Raw genomic sequence first — 17,956 nt, 5'->3', positions numbered from 1 at the left:
AACGAATCTATTGCGCTGACGAGCGTTGGCGCATAAAATAGCAATTTCTGGCGCGCCTTGAGTGTACGTGACTTAAGGTGAATCATAACTAGGAAGGAACACGATCGTGTCTAAAGAAAAATTTGAACGTACGAAACCGCACGTAAACGTTGGTACTATCGGCCACGTTGACCACGGTAAAACAACTCTAACAGCAGCTATCTGTACTACTCTATCAAAAGTATACGGTGGTTCAGCTCGTGACTTCGCATCTATCGATAACGCTCCAGAAGAGCGTGAGCGCGGTATCACAATCTCTACTTCACACGTAGAGTACGATACTCCAGCTCGTCACTACGCACACGTAGACTGCCCAGGACACGCTGACTATGTTAAAAACATGATCACTGGTGCTGCGCAAATGGACGGTGGTATCTTAGTTGTTGCTGCAACAGATGGTCCAATGCCACAAACTCGTGAGCACATCCTACTAGGCCGTCAGGTTGGTATCCCTTACATCATCGTATTCATGAACAAATGTGACATGGTAGATGACGAAGAGCTACTAGAACTAGTAGAAATGGAAGTTCGTGAACTTCTATCTGAGTACGATTTCCCAGGTGATGACCTACCAGTTATCCAAGGTTCAGCACTAGGCGCGCTAAACGGCGAAGCACAGTGGGAAGAGAAAATCATCGAGCTTGCTAAAGCACTAGATGAGTACATTCCAGAGCCAGAGCGTGCAGTAGACATGCCGTTCCTAATGCCAATCGAAGACGTATTCTCAATCCAAGGTCGTGGTACAGTAGTAACTGGCCGTATCGAGCGCGGTATTCTACGTGTAGGTGATGAAGTAGCGATCGTTGGTATCCACGACACTACAACTACTACATGTACTGGTGTTGAGATGTTCCGTAAGCTTCTAGACGAAGGTCGTGCGGGTGAGAACGTTGGTGCACTTCTACGTGGTACTAAACGTGACGAAGTTGAACGTGGTCAAGTACTAGCGAAACCAGGTTCAATCACTCCACACACTACTTTTGAATCAGAAGTATACGTACTGTCTAAAGATGAAGGTGGCCGTCATACTCCATTCTTCAAAGGCTACCGTCCACAGTTCTACTTCCGTACAACTGACGTAACTGGTGATATCTCTCTACCAGAAGGCGTAGAAATGGTAATGCCTGGCGACAACATCCAAATGGTTGTAGAGCTAATCGCTCCAATCGCAATGGATGAAGGTCTACGTTTCGCGATCCGCGAAGGTGGCCGTACAGTTGGTGCTGGTGTTGTAGCTAAAGTTATTGCTTAATCGCAAATCTTTACTGCGAATATCGCATTAAAAAAGGGAAGCTTTGGCTTCCCTTTTTGCTTTTTCATTGCATACCTGTTTTAACTCATTAATCTGCTTTAGTTATAAAGATTTTATCTATATCTATATCTATTCACACATCTATCCATAACCTTCATAAAAACAGTCGCTTAATTTCTGAATTCTTTATGGTGGTTGACCTAAGTGTTTTTCAGTCCGAATTCGCTGCTTTTTTATAACTAATCGTTCTGAATAATGGATAAAACCTACTGGTAATAAGAACGATTCTTTTTTATATTTCGAACAAAGGTCGTTAATAAGGTTGCAGTATGTACGTTTGTTTGTGCCACGGTATTTCTGATAAGAAAATAAAGAAGCTTGCTATTGAGCAAGGTATTACTGATATCCGTGGGATCAGACAATGCACCCCATTGGGTTCTCAGTGTGGTAAATGTGTACGTCAGGCAAAAGAAATATTAAGTGAAGTTGAGGTTATTCAACTGCAGCAAGCGAGCTAGTTAAATACGCTTTGTTGGCTGAAAGTCATACATAGCACTACATCTTTTTTGACACTCTCTTAATTGGTTCTAAAGTTATAAGAGCCAAAGAGGAGGGCTTTGTCATGAAAGGCGATCCAATAATAATCCAACATCTCAATAAAATTCTTGGTAATGAGCTGGTTGCTATAAACCAATACTTTTTACATGCACGCATGTACAAAGATTGGGGATTAAAGCATCTTGCTGACAAGGAGTACCATGAATCTATTGATGAAATGAAACACGCAGATCACCTAATCGAACGAATTTTGTTTTTGGAAGGTTTACCAAACCTGCAGGACCTCGGTAAATTGATGATAGGTGAAGATACCAAAGAAATGCTCGAATGCGATCTCAAGTTAGAGATGGCAGCGATTCCTGATTTGAAAGACGCAATAGCGTATGCAGAAGACATTCGTGATTATGTGTCTCGAGATCTCTTCCTAGACATTCTGGAAGATGAAGAAGAGCATGTTGACTGGCTTGAAACCCAGCTTGGTCTGATTGAAAAAACCGGTATTGAAAACTATCTTCAGGCGCAATTTGTCGATGAAGATTAATGCCTTTAACGCTGGCGAGAATCAATACTCGCTAGCGATTTAATTCTCACGTATCCCCAACAATTTCCCTTGCTAACACTGCTGACATTCTGTACTATTCGTGCTCCTTTATTCTCGGTCAATTATCATTAGTTCCTTGCTTCCTGTGGATGACCGGGCCAACTTTGGAAGCTAATAATCCGTAAGGAGCAATAAATGCGTCATTACGAAATCGTATTCATGGTGCACCCTGATCAAAGTGAGCAAGTTGCTGGCATGATCGAGCGTTACACTGGTTCTATCACTGAAGCTGGCGGTAAAGTACACCGTCTAGAAGATTGGGGTCGTCGTCAAATGGCTTACCCAATCAACAAGCTACACAAAGCTCACTACGTTCTAATGAACGTTGAAGCTGACCAAGCTGTGATTGACGAGCTAGAAACTGCTTTCCGTTTCAACGATGCAGTTCTACGTAACATGATCATGCGTACTAAATCAGCGATCACTGAACCTTCAATCATGCTAAAAGCGAAAGAAGAGCGTGCTCCTCGTCGCGAACAGTTTGAAGACCGTTCAGAAGAAGCTGCTGAGTAATTGAATTTATGACCAATCGAATGGAGTTAAGTGGTTCAGTCGCTAAACCTCCGATTCGAAGCCAAAGTCCATCGGGTGTTGAACACTGTCATTTTTGGCTAGAGCATCGCTCTACGGTGGTTGAAGCTGACTTCCCGCGACAAGTTTATTGTCGAATTCCGGTGGTAGTGAGTGGGCAGCGGTCAAAAATCTTAACTCAAGACTTAGTACAAGGCAGTAGTATTCAGGTAAGTGGCTTTGTCGCTTATCAAACCGGCCGAAATGGTTTGGGGAAATTAGTACTACACGCCGACAACATTATTCAAATTTAGATCAGGAGATAGCCCATGGCTCGTTTCTTCCGTCGTCGTAAATTCTGCCGTTTTACTGCAGAAGGCGTACAAGAGATTGACTACAAAGATGTAGCAACTCTTAAAAACTACATCACTGAAGCTGGCAAAATCGTACCTAGCCGTATCACTGGTACTAGCGCTAAATACCAGCGTCAGCTAGCTCGCGCAATCAAACGTGCTCGCTACCTAGCTATTCTGCCATACACTGACAAACATCAGTAATCGGCACCGTTTATTAGAAAGAGGATTAAGCAATGCAAGTTATTCTACTTGATAAAATCGGTAACCTAGGTGGTCTTGGCGATACTGTAAACGTTAAATCTGGTTACGCTCGTAACTTCCTTATCCCTCAAGGTAAGGCTGTTATGGCAACTAAAGCTAACGTTGAAATGTTTGAAGGCCGTCGTGCTGAGCTAGAAGCTAAAGTTGCTGAGCAACTAGCTGCTGCTCAAGCTCGTGCTGACCAAGTTAACGCACTAGAAGCTGTTGTTATCGCTTCTAAAGCTGGTGACGAAGGTAAACTATTCGGTTCTATCGGTACTCGCGATATCGCTGACGCTATCACAGCGGCTGGCGTTGCAGTAACTAAGAGCGAAGTTCGTCTACCTGAAGGCGCTCTACGTAACACTGGTGAGTTCGAAATCAGCGTTCAACTTCACTCTGAAGTTTTTGCTGAAGTTAAACTACAAGTTGTTGCTGAGTAATTCAGTTTACGCAAGTTTAAAAACACCAGCCTCGGCTGGTGTTTTTTTATGTCTGAAATATACGATGTTCTAGAAGATAAACAGCAAGTTGATCGAAAAGATACTGTCTGCTTTGCTTAAGCCTTCTGGTACTTTGTCGTGATACTGGCGCGATTGGCTAAGCTTTAATGCGATGTCATCGGTAATATTGTTGGTAATGCTGATGTCACTGTCCCACATGGTATTGCTTTCACCTGTGACGTGGGTAATGTCGATACCAAATTTCAAATTATCCAGTACCTGCCAGTTTCCCCGGACGTTGGTGCGGAAAATCGGTTCCTGAACCACATCAGGAAACACAATGTCATCATCATCGATCTCATCTAAGTTTGGTTCCTGATATCGATAACCCGGTCCTAGCTCTACTTCAAGCAACAAGTTCTTACTGTTTGCTACCTGATAACCCAAACCACCGGACACTGTGAAGTCTTTAAAATAGGCGGTGTACTGTGAATCCATGCCTTTGAAGCTACTATAAAGATAAGTATCTGAACCCAGCTTATAGTCACTTTGTAGCGAATACGTAGATTGACGTTTGGTTTCTTTACCGTTTTTTTCAAGACGATAAAACTTCCAGTCGCCGGTAGTTCGGTAGCGACCCGATGTGTATTCCGATTTTAGGCGTGAATTCAGAGCTTCAGATGTGGTGTTGCCTGAGTGAGCTTGATAGCCAAACTCAACTTGGGTATCCCATGGGGAGGGCACTTCAATGTCCTTATCTTTGTTCGCATCTTCCGTTGCACAAGCTGCATTGAACGCTAGCAAGCTAATACTGAGAAGCCACAGTTTGGACACAGAGTACCTCGGTGAATCATAATAGGCCGCAAATCATAAATGCAGCTGATGGTTCTTTAGTCAGATTAACGTTAATTCTGCACCAAAGGATATTGAAAGTAGAGCACTGGCTGTGAGATTAGGAAAATCCGCCATTAGAAGATGAAAAGTGCCCAATTGCTAACGAGAAGTTGTTGCTTTTATTGAATATGACAGCAATACACATGCCCTCATGGTCTTTGTTTTTATGCGCATTTGTCCACGCTCTCGCATATTGAAGGGACTTGGGTATAATAAACGGCAATTTAGGGTATAGCTCTAAGGCAATTCACCTCTTAAGGCCAAATCCGGCCCCAGAATTATTGAGTAAGATAATGGCAGAACCCCGTATAGAGAATCGATATCGTAAAACTGCAGATGCACAAGTTGATGCTATCAAAGTTCCACCTCATTCATTGGAAGCTGAACAGTCGGTTATCGGTGGTCTGCTTCTGGATAATGAACGTTGGGATACCGTTTCTGAACGTGTTGTGTCGTCTGACTTTTACAGCCGCCCACATCGACATATTTTTGAAGCAGTTAAATCCATTCTTGAAGCAGGTAAGCCTCTCGATCTGATTACGCTTTCAGAATACTTAGAGCAGCGTGAGCAACTTGAAGATGTTGGTGGTTTTGCTTACTTAGCGGATCTTGCTAAGAATACACCGAGTGCGGCGAACATTAATGCGTACGCTGAAATCGTGGCAGAACGAGCTCTGGTTCGTAGCCTGATTGGTGTCGCCAATGAGATTGCGGATGCAGGTTATGATCCTCAGGGTCGCAGTTCAGAAGATTTACTCGACTTAGCAGAAAGTAAAGTTTTCGCTATTGCTGAAGCGCGCACCAATGAAAATGAAGGTCCTCAGAACGTCGATAACATTCTTGAGAAGACTCTAGAGCGTATCGAACTGCTTTATAAGAGCCCACAAGATGGTGTTACAGGTGTAAACACTGGTTTTACCGACCTAAACAAGAAAACAGCGGGTCTTCAAGGTTCAGATTTGGTTATTGTCGCGGCTCGTCCATCGATGGGTAAAACGACCTTTGCGATGAACTTATGTGAAAACGCAGCGATGGAGCAAGACAAGCCTGTTTTGATCTTCTCTCTAGAGATGCCAGCCGAACAGATCATGATGCGTATGCTCGCGTCTCTTTCTCGCGTTGACCAAACCAAAATCCGTACTGGTCAATTGGATGATGAGGATTGGGCGCGTATTTCTTCTACCATGGGTATTTTGATGGAGAAGAAAAACATGTATATCGATGACAGCTCAGGTCTAACGCCTACAGAAGTGCGTTCGCGAGCAAGACGTATTGCCCGTGAACGTGGTGGTCTGTCACTTATCATGGTCGACTACCTGCAGTTAATGCGTGTACCTGCTTTGTCTGATAACCGTACTTTAGAAATCGCGGAAATTTCGCGCTCACTGAAAGCGTTAGCTAAAGAATTGAACGTACCTGTGGTGGCACTTTCTCAGCTTAACCGCTCTCTTGAGCAACGTGCTGATAAGCGTCCGGTTAACTCGGACTTACGTGAATCGGGCTCTATCGAGCAGGATGCGGACTTAATCATGTTCATATATCGTGATGAGGTTTACCACCCAGATAGTGCTTTGAAAGGTACGGCTGAAATTATTATCGGTAAACAGCGTAATGGTCCTATCGGTTCGGTACGTCTGACATTCCAAGGTCAGTATTCGCGATTTGATAACTATGCGGGACCTGCATTCGATTTCGACAACGAATAATCATCATCCTGCCTGTTTGAAACTCTAGGGGCATTGGTTTCACTCATTCTCCCCAATCACATAGTTATGATTTATTGGCAATAGAAAACAGCAGGCTAATCAACCTGCTGTTTTTTTTGTTTATTCGCCCTGAATGGTAGCTATCACTCTTCTTTTTCCACCGTGGTTACGATGTTCTCCAAGATAGATTCCCTGCCAAGTTCCTAATGCCAGTCGCCCATTTGAAATTGGGATTGTGATGCTTGAACCCAGTAGCGATGCTTTAATATGTGCAGGCATATCATCATCACCTTCGTATGTGTGTACGTAGTATGGAGCTCTTTCTGGAACGAAGTGATTAAAGTGCTGTTCCATATCAGAACGTACGGTTGGATCCGCATTTTCGTTGATGGTTAAACTTGCAGAGGTGTGCTGAATGAACAGATGCACAATGCCAACTGAAACTTTCTTCAAATCTGGTAACTGACGTTCAACCTCGTCGGTTATTAAATGAAAACCTCTAGTGTATGAAGGCAAATGAATATGAGTTTGTGTCCACATTTCCGAGTTCCATAATCTAATTGGCAAACAGATAGTTTAGCGTTATGGTGAGCGCCTTACGATAATAATTATGGCGTTAGCGGCGGCTCTTTACTGACTTAACTCAAAGCGAGTGATTAAAGGTTGAGTCATAATTATGTACTGAAAATTAATTACATTTTTTGCTACTCTTGTTGGTAGCATTTTTACTTTTTATTTTTATTAATCGGGGGTCGAACAATCACCTGTGCTTCATCGATGAAGAGAGGCTAAGATTGTTTGAACAAAACCTACAGTCATATCGGGATAGATACCATGTTGAAAAACATCAATCCAACGCAAACTCAAGCTTGGAAAGCTCTGACTGCGCATTTTGAGTCAGTGCAAGGCATGAACCTTAACTCTTTGTTCGCAGAAGATAGTGAGCGCTTCGCTAAGTATTCAGCAAAATTTGGTAGCGACATTCTTGTCGACTATTCAAAGAACCTTGTAAACGAAGAAACGATGAAGCACCTGTTTGCATTAGCTGAAGAAACTGACGTAAAAGGCGCGATTCAAGCGATGTTCAGTGGCGAAGCTATTAACCAAACTGAAGGCCGTGCAGTACTTCACACTGCTTTACGTAACCGTAGCAACAAGCCAGTTTTGGCTTACGGTAAAGATGTAATGCCAGAAGTAAATGCTGTGCTTGAAAAGATGAAAGCTTTCTCTGAACGCGTTATTGGTGGCGAATGGAAAGGTTACACAGGTAAGGCAATTACTGATGTTGTTAACATCGGTATCGGTGGTTCAGACTTAGGTCCATACATGGTGACTGAAGCTCTAACGCCATACAAAAACCATCTGACTATGCATTTTGTTTCTAACGTTGACGGTACTCATATCGCTGAAACGTTGAAAAAAGTGAACCCAGAAACAACGCTATTCCTAGTTGCATCTAAGACTTTCACTACTCAAGAGACGATGACTAACGCGCACTCTGCTCGTGATTGGTTCTTGAAATCGGCTGGTGATGAAGCTCATGTAGCTAAGCACTTTGCGGCTCTTTCTACTAACGCTGGCGCTGTTTCAGAGTTTGGTATTGATACTGACAACATGTTTGGTTTCTGGGACTGGGTTGGTGGCCGTTACTCACTATGGTCTGCTATCGGTCTGTCTATTATTCTTTCAATCGGTTACGAGAACTTCGTTGAGCTTTTAACGGGTGCTCACGAAATGGATAACCACTTCGTTGAAACTTCATTTGAAAGCAACATTCCAGTGATCTTGGCGTTGATTGGTATTTGGTACAACAACTTCCACGGTGCGGAATCAGAAGCGATTCTTCCATACGATCAATACATGCACCGTTTTGCTGCTTACTTCCAACAAGGCAACATGGAATCAAACGGTAAATACACAGATCGTGACGGTAACCCAGTAACTTACCAAACTGGCCCAATTATTTGGGGTGAGCCTGGTACTAACGGTCAACACGCTTTCTATCAGTTGATCCACCAAGGTACTAAGATGATCCCTTGTGACTTCATTGCTCCAGCAGTGACTCACAACCCAACCAGCGATCATCACCAAAAACTGATGTCTAACTTCTTTGCTCAAACTGAAGCGTTAGCGTTTGGTAAATCGGCTGAAACTGTAAAAGCTGAGCTTGAAAAAGCGGGTATGAACGCAGAAGAAGTAGCGAAGCTTGTTCCATTCAAAGTATTCGAAGGTAACCGCCCAACCAACTCTATTCTGGTTAAGCAAATTACGCCTCGTTCACTAGGTAACTTGATTGCAATGTACGAACATAAAATCTTCGTTCAAGGCATCATCTGGAACATCTTTACATTTGACCAATGGGGCGTAGAACTTGGTAAGCAACTAGCAAACCAAATTCTGCCAGAGTTGACTGATGCATCTGAAATCACTTCACATGACAGCTCAACTAACGGTCTGATCAACGCATTCAAAGCATTGCGTAGCTAATATTGACTAGAGCCTGTGTTTTACATGGGCATTTAGAATGCAAAAAGGCTGATGTATTTTACATCAGCCTTTTCTAGTTCAATGGAACGGGATGTTGAGTGCTCGCTACTCGAAACAGATTTCGATGAAAGCATTACCCCATTGTGAAGAAAACGGCATGATAATGATCGAGCCTTCACATTTGTGACGAATCGTATGCCCTTTACCAGAGACAACCACTGGTGTTGCCATATCGAAATCAAAGCCGCTTTCAGCCAGAATTCGTTTAGCGCCACCTGTGACCATATTGGTAATCTCGCCAACCATATCGGTAACTTCTTCATTTAGGCCATTTGGCCTCTCACCCAACATATTCTGCATGATTTCTAATGCTAGGTTTTCATCAAATGTAATAGACATTGAGCCACGCGTTTGACTGCCGACCATGCCAATTAGCCCCGAGACATCTCCACGGGCAATCTCATCTTTCTTTAGACGAGGCTTCTGAGGCTTCAATTCTAATGAAGCCATCGTTTTTAAAACGTTCATTAAGGACGCTAGAAACGGATTTACAAATTCAGCGCGCATAACCTTCTTCTATCTGAATCAAAAAATTATTTCGAGGAACAGGTTTTACACACACCGTGTGATTCGATCACTTGGTTGCTAATGGTAAAACCGTGTTGCTCAGCATTCTTCGCCAGCTGGGCAATCAGATTATCATCTTGTAGCTCTACGACATTACCACACTGGTCACAAATTAATAGTTGTGAAAAATGCTTATGTGCATTGCAAGAGCAGCAAGAAATAAAACTGTTTGTGGATTCCACTCTATGGATAAAGCCTTGCTCCATTAAGAAGTCTAACGCTCGATAGACCGTTGGTGGCTTAGCCTGAGGTTCACTCTTTTTTAAGTCGTCCAGCAATTCATAAGCACTTGACGCTTTTTCACTTGCACAAATAAGCTCAAACACACGCTTACGTTGAGAGGTCAGTCTGACTCCTCGTGCTGCACAAATTTCTTCTACTTGCTTAGTTAGCTTAGTGTCCAATTCTATCACCATAATCTTTGGACTTTAGTAATGATATACCATTTCTTAGTGAATAAAGCGCATTCTTAAAATAATGACGCTTGAAGAACATGGTGTATCGATAAAAAACGAATTAGCGGTAACTTACCTTATATCGCCAAAAAACGATACTATATAACAACTGTTCGTTGAGCTCGTTGACATAATTTGCACTTTTCAGACGCTACATCGAGAGCGTTAGCTAGCTTTTTTATGAATTTCTCCGCTCTGTGTGTATAATCGCCGCTCTCTGAGATGTAAAGCGAAGGAACCGTTTTGCACGCTATCTTCGGTCATTAATGTAAGCGTATAAATTCGTTCTATTTTTGACTGGGCTGGCAGCTAACTTCTGCTAGCGAAGTATTTCATCACGGTATCTGAATTCGATATAAATCATGACTATTGCTAAAGACACTTCAACATATAAAGCTAACCGCCTTTCAGTCGCTCCCATGCTCGATTGGACGGATCGCCATTGTCGTTACTTCCACCGACTCATGACATCGCAAACTCTGTTGTATACCGAAATGGTGACTACCGGTGCGATTATTCACGGTAAAGGTGATTTTCTTGCGTATAACCAAGAAGAACATCCAGTAGCGCTGCAACTCGGTGGTTCAAACCCGGTTGATCTTGCCCATTGTGCAAAGCTGGCTCAAGAGCGTGGCTATGATGAAATTAACCTCAATGTTGGCTGCCCGTCAGACCGTGTTCAGAATGGTCGCTTCGGTGCGTGCTTAATGGCTGAACCTCAGTTGGTTGCAGATTGTGTTGCTGCGATGAAAGAGGTTGTTGATGTACCTGTGACGGTAAAAACACGCATTGGCATAGATGATCAAGATTCGTATGAGTTTCTGACAGATTTCATCTTCATAGTGTCAGAGAAAGGTGGCTGTGAGCAGTTTACGATTCATGCTCGTAAAGCTTGGCTGAGTGGATTGAGTCCGAAAGAGAACCGCGAAATTCCACCGTTGGATTACAACCGCGCATATCAAATCAAGAAAGATTTCTCTCACTTAAACATCGCTACCAATGGCGGTGTGAAAAGTCTGGAAGAAGCGAAACTGCATTTAGCTCATTTAGACGGTGTAATGATTGGCCGAGAAGCGTACCAAAGTCCTTATATTCTGGCTGAAGTTGATCAACAGATATTCGGTTTAGATGCACCAGTTAAGAAACGTTCTGAAGTGATTTTTGAAATGTTCCCATACATTGAGCAGCAATTATCACAAGGCGCTTATCTTGGTCACATTACTCGCCACATGCTTGGTATGTTCCAAAGTATGCCGGGTGCGCGTCAATGGCGCCGTCACATCAGTGAAAATGCACACAAGGCTGGAGCTGGTATTGAAGTTGTTGAAGCCGCTTTAGCCAAAATCCCATACCAAGATTTGGGTGTGTAAATCTCACCACTAGTTAGTGATTTTTACCTCTAAATTTTATTGAGAGCCAACAGTCTTTGATGTGTTGGCTTTTTTATTTTTTAAATTCAGCTAATTACATCTTTTATAAACTTGGAATGAATACTGCTAATACTTCTGCAGCATGATGAAAAAAGCATAGCTAAAAGGAGAGTGAATGATGTTCGAGATTATCTTTATATTGGTTTTTGTGGCGACATTGCTGGTGACAGGGCTAACTCTTATGAGTGTGTTTGCCGCGATTGGCTTATCTTTATTAGTGATGCTGGTGCTCGGTATGTTTGGCATGGCGATTAAACTGTTACCTTGGATATTGGCGATTGCAGTGATTGTGTGGATTTTTCGTCAGGGAGATAAAGCGCCACGTTAATTCTTATGAATATGCGTTTTCCCGCATAGGGAATATGCTAGTATCACGTTTATTCGTTAGTGAAAATTTTTGGAGCAAACATAGGATGAACAAACCTATCGTAGCCGTATTTACTTCTCTACTCATGATAGGCTCGGCTCCTGTTTGGTGTGCCAACTCGCCTGTTGGGGTGAACGTTGCCGCTGATATGTGGTTACCAAGTACTAAAATTGATAATACACGTCGTGATGACGCGAACTCTCCTGTCTTGAATTTGGCGTTCGAGCATCAGCTACCGTATTTGCCTAATGTTAGTGTTAGGTATACCAATATGGATGCCGACTATGCTTCTTACGATAAACTCGACTACACCTTCTATTACAATATCTTAGAGCGTGATTTGATGACGTTCGATGCGGGCATTTCGATGACCCAGTATGCGAACAGTGAATATAAAGCAACAGATGGGCAGAAGTACTCGTTCGATGATCTGACGTTTAACTGGTATGCACATGCTGAAATCTCTGTTCCGGAAACCAATTTCGACATCATTGGTCAATTTGAGTTTGGTGATAGTGACGGCATAAAGAGTTCGGATGTGATTGCTGGGGTTCAGTATGTTGTGCCTTTAGCTGAGGGCGATCTTTCTTTCCGCGGCGGCTATCGAGTGATTGACCTTGAATTCACCGATTTAGCGACCGCTTCCCCGAACAACAAAATGTCATATGTGTTCGCAGACGGTTGGTTCCTAGGCACTCAGTTTAAGTTTTAACCCTGATTCAAAATAAAAAGCCCCGCACGACGTGGCTTTTTTTACATCTAGCCGTTAGAAATTATTTCTCATCGTTATTTAGTACTTCATCATAATTGAGCCATGCTTAAGAAGTGGACTTAGCTAGGTGAGAGTATAGGGAATGACAATCGCGGAACTGAGAAACTTGTATCGTGAGAAGATGCTGGTGGAGGCGATCATAGAGCCCTCCGCTCACGAAGGCTCGTGGATAGTAGAATTTCGCCATCAAGCGGGTGGTTTTGTTCTGCTAACAAATGCCAGCGGTGAAGAATGCCACTATGCAGATTTGGACCTGGCATCGAAATCGGCGATGGCGGTAGGTTTCAAACAAGTCAGGGTGGAATCAACCAGAGATTGAGTTTTTAACCTTCTTACTTCCAAAAAGTTATAAAACATTCTCTTCTATTCTTTCTTGTTATTAAGGAGAGTGGTTAATCTATCGTCACGCAATGAATAAGGAAGTCGTGACAATGTCTTCAGGAAATACCATACCAAAAGAGCTGGTTAGTTTAACTGGCCCGCTAAACGACTCGCAGTTAAATCAGCTGCAACAAACGGTTTCACAACTTTCACCTCAGCAACTAGCGTGGGTGAGCGGTTATTTTTGGGGTTTAAGTCAATCTCAATCAGTGACAACGAACTCACCTCTTACTCAGCCTTCAGCATTTGCTATTGCTAAACCAGATAGCCAGTTAACCATCATCTATGCTTCGCAAACGGGTAATGCAAAAGGTGTTGCAGAAGCGCTTGAGCATGAGGCGCAAGCTGCTGGTGTTGCAGTTCGTCTGTTTGACGCAAGTGATTACAAAGGCAAAGACTTAGCCAAAGAGACGCACGTTATTTTCGTCGCTTCAACCAACGGTGAAGGTGAAGCGCCAGATAATGCTCTCGAGTTGCATGAATTTCTACAATCAAAGAAAGCACCAAAGCTGCCGAATTTGGAATATGGTGTGATTGGTTTGGGTGATTCCAGCTATGAGTTTTTCTGCCAGACGGGTAAAGACTTCGATGCATTCCTAGAAAAGTTAGGCGCGAAACGTTTTATCGACCGAGTTGACTGTGACGTTGATTACGATCAGCCTGCAGCAGAGTGGCGAGCTAAAGTCATTGAAATTGTCAAAGAATCGTTGGCAAGTACTCAAGCTGAAGTAGTGCAACTGCCAGTAGGTCAGACGTCAGTCTCTCACTCTCAATACACAAAACAAAATCCGTATACAGCAACCTTACTGACTAGCCAAAAAATCACAGGTCGCGATTCAGGAAAAGACGTTCGTCATATTGAAATTGATTTAGAAGGCTCAGGTTTGACTTATCAGCCGGGTGATGCCCTAGGCGTTTGGTATGAGAACAGTTCAGAATTGGCGAGCGCTGTAGCAGGAGCCGTAGGCTTATCAGGCGTTGAAAGTGTGGATGTTGATGGAGAAAGTCTTTCTATTCATAGCGCTCTGGTCAGTAAATATGAAATCACTGCAGCAAATCCTCAGTTCATCACTAAGTTTGCTGAGCTATCGGGCAGTGAAAAGCTACAAGCTCTGGTCGCAGACAAAGATAAACTTCGTGAGTACTCATCAAACACTCAAATTATTGATGTCTTAAAAGAGAATCAAACCAAGCTCTCAGCTGAAGAGCTAATCTCTTTGCTACGTCGTTTGACGCCTCGTCTTTATTCTATTGCGTCAAGCCAGTCCGAAGTGGATGAAGAAGTGCATTTGACTGTTGGTATCGTTGAATACGAACAAGGTGAAGAAGTTCGCCAAGGCGGAGCTTCTAGCTTCTTAGGTCGCAGACTGGAAGAGGGCGATGAAGTTAAAATTTTCATCGAACACAATAACAACTTCAAACTGCCACAGGATGACTCTACACCGATCATCATGGTTGGTCCGGGTACTGGCATTGCACCATTCCGCAGTTTCATCCAAGAGCGTGAAAACCGTGGAGCAGAAGGTAAGAACTGGTTGTTCTTCGGTGACCGTACTTTCACTCAAGATTTCTTGTATCAAGTAGAGTGGCAGAAATATCTGAAGTCAGGTGCTTTGAGTCGTTTGGATGTGGCATTTAGCCGTGACCAACATGAAAAAGTTTATGTTCAGCACCGCATTCTTGAGCAAGCAGAACAAGTCTGGCAGTGGCTTCAAGAAGGCGCGTATATCTATATCTGTGGCGATGCGACTCGTATGGCGAAAGATGTCCATGAAGCACTAGTTATTGTTGCTGAGCAGCAAGGCGGCCTGACTCGTGAAAAGGCAGAAGAGTATTTGAATGAACTTCGCAAAGCGAAACGTTACCAAAGGGATGTTTACTAATGAGCACTAAGATTGACACTAAAAATAGTAACAATGGTAGCCAAGAAGTATTGGGCGAAGTGCTTGGCCCTCTGTCGGATAACGAGCGTTTAAAAAGAGAAAGTAATTTTCTACGCGGCACGATCGCGCAAGATCTGCAAGATCGTATCACTGGCGGATTCACAGCAGACAACTTCCAGCTCATCCGTTTCCACGGTATGTATCAACAAGACGATCGTGATATTCGCAACGAACGAACTAAGCAAAAGCTGGAGCCACTACATAATGTGATGCTTCGAGCTCGTATGCCTGGCGGTATTATCCAGCCTAAGCAATGGCTAGCTATCGACAAATTCGCCACTGAACACACTATGTATGGAAGTATTCGTTTGACGACTCGCCAGACTTTCCAGTTCCATGGTGTATTAAAACCCAATATTAAGCTGATGCATCAGACACTCAATAGTATTGGTATTGATTCAATTGCTACCGCGGGCGACGTAAACCGAAACGTATTATGTACGTCTAACCCTGTTGAATCTGAGTTGCATCAAGAAGCTTATGAATGGGCGGCGAAAATCAGTGAACATTTACTACCAAAAACTCGTGCTTATGCGGAAATTTGGTTAGATGGTGAGAAAGTAGAAACAACGGACGAAGAACCTATTCTCGGAAGCACTTATCTTCCTCGTAAGTTCAAAACAACGGTTGTGATCCCACCTCATAACGACATTGACGTGCATGCTAACGATCTTAGCTTTGTCGCTATTGCTGATAACGGCAAGCTGGTGGGCTTCAATGTGCTGGTGGGCGGCGGTCTAGCCATGACTCATGGTGATACGTCTACTTACCCTCGTCGTGCGGATGACTTAGGTTATATTCCAGCAGAAAAAACACTAGACGTAGCAGCGGCAGTGGTGACAACTCAACGTGATTGGGGTAACCGTTCAAACCGTAAGAATGCGAAAACCAAATACACATTAGATCGTGTGAGTGTTGATGTATTTAAAGCTGAAGTCGAGAAGAGGGCTGGAATTCAGTTTGAAGCAAGCCGTCCTTATGAGTTTACTGAGCGTGGTGACCGTATTGGTTGGGTAGAAGGTATCGATGGCAAATTCCACCTTTCTCTATTTATAGAGAATGGCCGTTTACTTGATTATCCAGGTAAACCCCTAAAAACGGGTGTTGCTGAGATTGCCAAGATTCACCAAGGTGACTTCCGCATGACTGCTAACCAGAACTTAATTGTTGCGGGTGTTCCGGCAGATCAAAAAGAGCTGATTGAGAAGATTGCGCGTGAACATGGTTTGATGGATGACTCTGTCAGCGAGCAGCGTAAGAACTCAATGGCGTGTGTGGCGTTTCCAACGTGTCCGCTTGCAATGGCGGAAGCTGAGCGTTTCCTTCCTTCTTTTGTTACTGATGTTGAGGGAATTCTAGAAAAACACAATTTACCAAAAGAAGACAACATCATCTTGCGTGTCACAGGCTGTCCAAATGGTTGTGGCCGTGCGATGTTGGCGGAACTTGGTCTGGTGGGTAAAGCGCCTGGTCGTTATAACTTGCATCTCGGTGGTAACAGAGCGGGTACGCGAATTCCTAAGATGTATAAAGAGAACATCACTGAGAAACAGATCTTAGAAGAGATCGATCAGTTAGTGGAACGCTGGTCGAAAGAGCGTGAAGCAGGTGAAGGCTTTGGCGATTTCACTATCCGAGCTGGAATCATTCAAGAGGTAGTTGTATCTAAGAGGGACTTTTATGCTTGATACTGCCTCTGTGCCTGATTTGTCAGAACTGCTCACTCTGACAAAAGTGGAACAAACACTTCGTCTTGCTGAAGTTAATGCTTATCTCGAAAGCTTAACCGCTCAAGAACGTGTGGAATGGGCATTCGAAAACTTGCCGGGCACTCATGCAGTATCTTCAAGTTTTGGCATTCAAGCAGCTTTAATGCTACATCTTGTATCGAGTATTAAAGCTGATGTGCCTATTGTCTTGACGGATACAGGCTACTTGTTCCCAGAAACCTATCAGTTTATTGATGAGTTAACTCAGCGTTTGAATCTGAATTTGCAAATCTATAAGTCTGAACTGACGCCTGCATGGCAAGAAGCGCGTTTTGGTAAACTTTGGGAGCAGGGTGTAGAAGGGATCGAACAATACAACCGTATTAATAAAGTAGAGCCAATGCGCAAAGCTTTAGAAGAACTGTCTGTCGGAGTTTGGTTTTCAGGTTTGCGCCGAGAGCAATCTCAATCTAGAGCAACGTTGCCTATATTAGCGGTTCAAAATGGCGTGTTTAAGTTTCTCCCTGTTATCGATTGGACGAATAAAGATGTCCACTATTACCTAAAAGATAATGACCTTCCATATCATCCTCTTTGGGAACAAGGTTACCTATCGGTTGGTGATACACACACAACTCGTAAATGGGAGCCTGGAATGGCAGAAGAGGAAACTCGTTTCTTCGGCTTGAAGCGAGAATGTGGTCTTCATGAAGATAACAACTAAGAAAAGCGTCCGTTTTAATTAGTTAATTTCTATCTACCAATAAAAAAGCTGCAATCGCAGCTTTTTTATTAAGCCTGATCAGCGACTGGATAAGCAACAAAAAGGATAACTCTGTGGATAACTTGTATTCAACTTTTGGGTAAAGTTGGATAAATAGGGCTTTGGCGATGTTTTCTACGGTTAAGCATTATTTTTGTATTTTTTGCAAAATAATACTTGCCAGTGTGATTTGGATCCCTATAATGCCTCCTCGTTGACGCAGCAAGGGCTAGCAAGCCACTAAGCCGCTTCAACAGGCCAAAAAAGAAAATTAAAAAAGTGTTTGACACGAATTAATTTCCAGCTAGAATGGCCGCCTCTTCCGAAGTGACCTAAGTCACTAAGAACGGTAGAAAGCTCTTTAACAATTTAAACCTATCAATCTGTGTGGGCACTCGTTGATGAAAATCAAAGTTAAGTCTT

Annotated in this window: 20 protein-coding genes; 16 read left to right on the top strand and 4 right to left on the bottom strand. The window is 43.2% G+C overall.

Translation table 11 applies throughout. From position 1 onward, the window contains the following. Window positions 1-106 precede the first annotated feature (106 nt). The 7 genes from tuf to rplI all read left to right on the top strand — a co-directional run bounded on the left by tuf (window position 107) and on the right by rplI (window position 3,999). Window positions 107-1,291: an elongation factor Tu gene (tuf, locus tag P4S58_RS13660; RefSeq protein WP_337164282.1), complete on the top strand. Its 1,185-nt coding sequence runs from the start codon at window positions 107-109 to the stop codon at window positions 1,289-1,291. 329 nt (window positions 1,292-1,620) lie between these two features. Then, entirely contained in the window at window positions 1,621-1,809 is a 189-nt protein-coding gene (locus P4S58_RS13655; RefSeq protein WP_042490272.1) for a (2Fe-2S)-binding protein, read from the top strand. Window positions 1,810-1,913: 104 nt separating this feature from the next. After that, window positions 1,914-2,390: a bacterioferritin gene (gene bfr, locus P4S58_RS13650; protein WP_042490273.1), complete on the top strand. Its 477-nt coding sequence runs from the start codon at window positions 1,914-1,916 to the stop codon at window positions 2,388-2,390. A gap of 195 nt (window positions 2,391-2,585) precedes the next feature. After that, on the top strand, window positions 2,586-2,963 hold the full coding sequence (gene rpsF, locus P4S58_RS13645; protein WP_042490275.1) for a 30S ribosomal protein S6: 378 nt from the start codon (window positions 2,586-2,588) through the stop codon (window positions 2,961-2,963). An 8-nt stretch (window positions 2,964-2,971) separates the two neighbouring features. After that, entirely contained in the window at window positions 2,972-3,274 is a 303-nt protein-coding gene (priB, locus tag P4S58_RS13640; RefSeq protein ID WP_102943069.1) for a primosomal replication protein N, read from the top strand. 15 nt (window positions 3,275-3,289) lie between these two features. After that, window positions 3,290-3,517: a 30S ribosomal protein S18 gene (gene rpsR, locus P4S58_RS13635; protein WP_042490278.1), complete on the top strand. Its 228-nt coding sequence runs from the start codon at window positions 3,290-3,292 to the stop codon at window positions 3,515-3,517. A 32-nt stretch (window positions 3,518-3,549) separates the two neighbouring features. Continuing rightward, complete coding sequence (gene rplI / locus P4S58_RS13630; RefSeq protein ID WP_042490280.1) at window positions 3,550-3,999, top strand: 50S ribosomal protein L9; 450 nt, start codon at window positions 3,550-3,552, stop codon at window positions 3,997-3,999. Window positions 4,000-4,068: 69 nt separating this feature from the next. On the opposite strand, the gene P4S58_RS13625 is transcribed toward rplI, so the two are convergent. Next, window positions 4,069-4,833 (bottom strand): DUF481 domain-containing protein, encoded by a 765-nt coding sequence (locus P4S58_RS13625; protein ID WP_102955683.1) that lies wholly within the window; start codon window positions 4,831-4,833, stop codon window positions 4,069-4,071. Window positions 4,834-5,186: 353 nt separating this feature from the next. Between P4S58_RS13625 and P4S58_RS13620 the strand changes: the two genes are divergently transcribed. Further along, entirely contained in the window at window positions 5,187-6,599 is a 1,413-nt protein-coding gene (locus P4S58_RS13620) for a replicative DNA helicase (protein ID WP_042490282.1), read from the top strand. A 120-nt stretch (window positions 6,600-6,719) separates the two neighbouring features. Here the strand turns inward: P4S58_RS13620 and P4S58_RS13615 are convergent, their stop codons facing one another. Then, on the bottom strand, window positions 6,720-7,139 hold the full coding sequence (locus P4S58_RS13615) for a secondary thiamine-phosphate synthase enzyme YjbQ (RefSeq protein WP_102964735.1): 420 nt from the start codon (window positions 7,137-7,139) through the stop codon (window positions 6,720-6,722). A gap of 294 nt (window positions 7,140-7,433) precedes the next feature. Between P4S58_RS13615 and pgi the strand changes: the two genes are divergently transcribed. Next, window positions 7,434-9,086: a glucose-6-phosphate isomerase gene (gene pgi / locus P4S58_RS13610; protein ID WP_042490286.1), complete on the top strand. Its 1,653-nt coding sequence runs from the start codon at window positions 7,434-7,436 to the stop codon at window positions 9,084-9,086. A gap of 105 nt (window positions 9,087-9,191) precedes the next feature. Here pgi and P4S58_RS13605 read toward each other — a convergent pair whose 3' ends face one another. Then, a complete protein-coding gene (locus tag P4S58_RS13605; RefSeq protein ID WP_042490288.1) occupies window positions 9,192-9,653 on the bottom strand; it encodes a chemotaxis protein CheX in 462 nt (153 codons plus the stop codon). Between the two features lie 26 nt (window positions 9,654-9,679). After that, window positions 9,680-10,129 (bottom strand): zinc uptake transcriptional repressor Zur, encoded by a 450-nt coding sequence (zur, locus tag P4S58_RS13600; RefSeq protein ID WP_042490291.1) that lies wholly within the window; start codon window positions 10,127-10,129, stop codon window positions 9,680-9,682. Window positions 10,130-10,530: 401 nt separating this feature from the next. Here zur and dusA point away from each other — a divergent pair, with 401 nt between their 5' ends. From dusA to P4S58_RS13565, 7 genes are all read left to right on the top strand, one after another. Next, window positions 10,531-11,538, top strand: coding sequence for a tRNA dihydrouridine(20/20a) synthase DusA (gene dusA, locus P4S58_RS13595; protein ID WP_337164277.1), 1,008 nt, complete (start codon window positions 10,531-10,533; stop codon window positions 11,536-11,538). A gap of 178 nt (window positions 11,539-11,716) precedes the next feature. Beyond that, a complete protein-coding gene (gene pspG, locus P4S58_RS13590; RefSeq protein WP_042490308.1) occupies window positions 11,717-11,926 on the top strand; it encodes an envelope stress response protein PspG in 210 nt (69 codons plus the stop codon). Between the two features lie 85 nt (window positions 11,927-12,011). Then, the gene (locus P4S58_RS13585) at window positions 12,012-12,677 is read left to right on the top strand and encodes a TIGR04219 family outer membrane beta-barrel protein (RefSeq protein WP_443089013.1); all 666 of its coding nucleotides are present in this window, start codon (window positions 12,012-12,014) and stop codon (window positions 12,675-12,677) included. 142 nt (window positions 12,678-12,819) lie between these two features. After that, window positions 12,820-13,056, top strand: coding sequence for a hypothetical protein (locus P4S58_RS13580; RefSeq protein WP_042490298.1), 237 nt, complete (start codon window positions 12,820-12,822; stop codon window positions 13,054-13,056). Window positions 13,057-13,147: 91 nt separating this feature from the next. Beyond that, entirely contained in the window at window positions 13,148-15,001 is a 1,854-nt protein-coding gene (locus tag P4S58_RS13575) for an assimilatory sulfite reductase (NADPH) flavoprotein subunit (RefSeq protein ID WP_337164273.1), read from the top strand. After that, window positions 15,001-16,749 (top strand): assimilatory sulfite reductase (NADPH) hemoprotein subunit, encoded by a 1,749-nt coding sequence (gene cysI, locus P4S58_RS13570; protein ID WP_337164272.1) that lies wholly within the window; start codon window positions 15,001-15,003, stop codon window positions 16,747-16,749. Before P4S58_RS13575 ends, cysI begins: the two co-directional genes overlap by 1 nt. Next, window positions 16,742-17,494: a phosphoadenylyl-sulfate reductase gene (locus P4S58_RS13565; protein WP_102967336.1), complete on the top strand. Its 753-nt coding sequence runs from the start codon at window positions 16,742-16,744 to the stop codon at window positions 17,492-17,494. The genes cysI and P4S58_RS13565 overlap by 8 nt, the downstream gene beginning before the upstream one ends. Window positions 17,495-17,956 lie beyond the last annotated feature (462 nt).

This window comes from Vibrio sp. Hal054, assembly GCF_037162405.1.
GTDB classification, from domain to species: domain Bacteria; phylum Pseudomonadota; class Gammaproteobacteria; order Enterobacterales; family Vibrionaceae; genus Vibrio; species Vibrio diazotrophicus.
The sequence above is the reverse complement of the archived record's forward strand: the minus strand, read 5'-3'. Positions and strand labels throughout refer to the sequence as shown.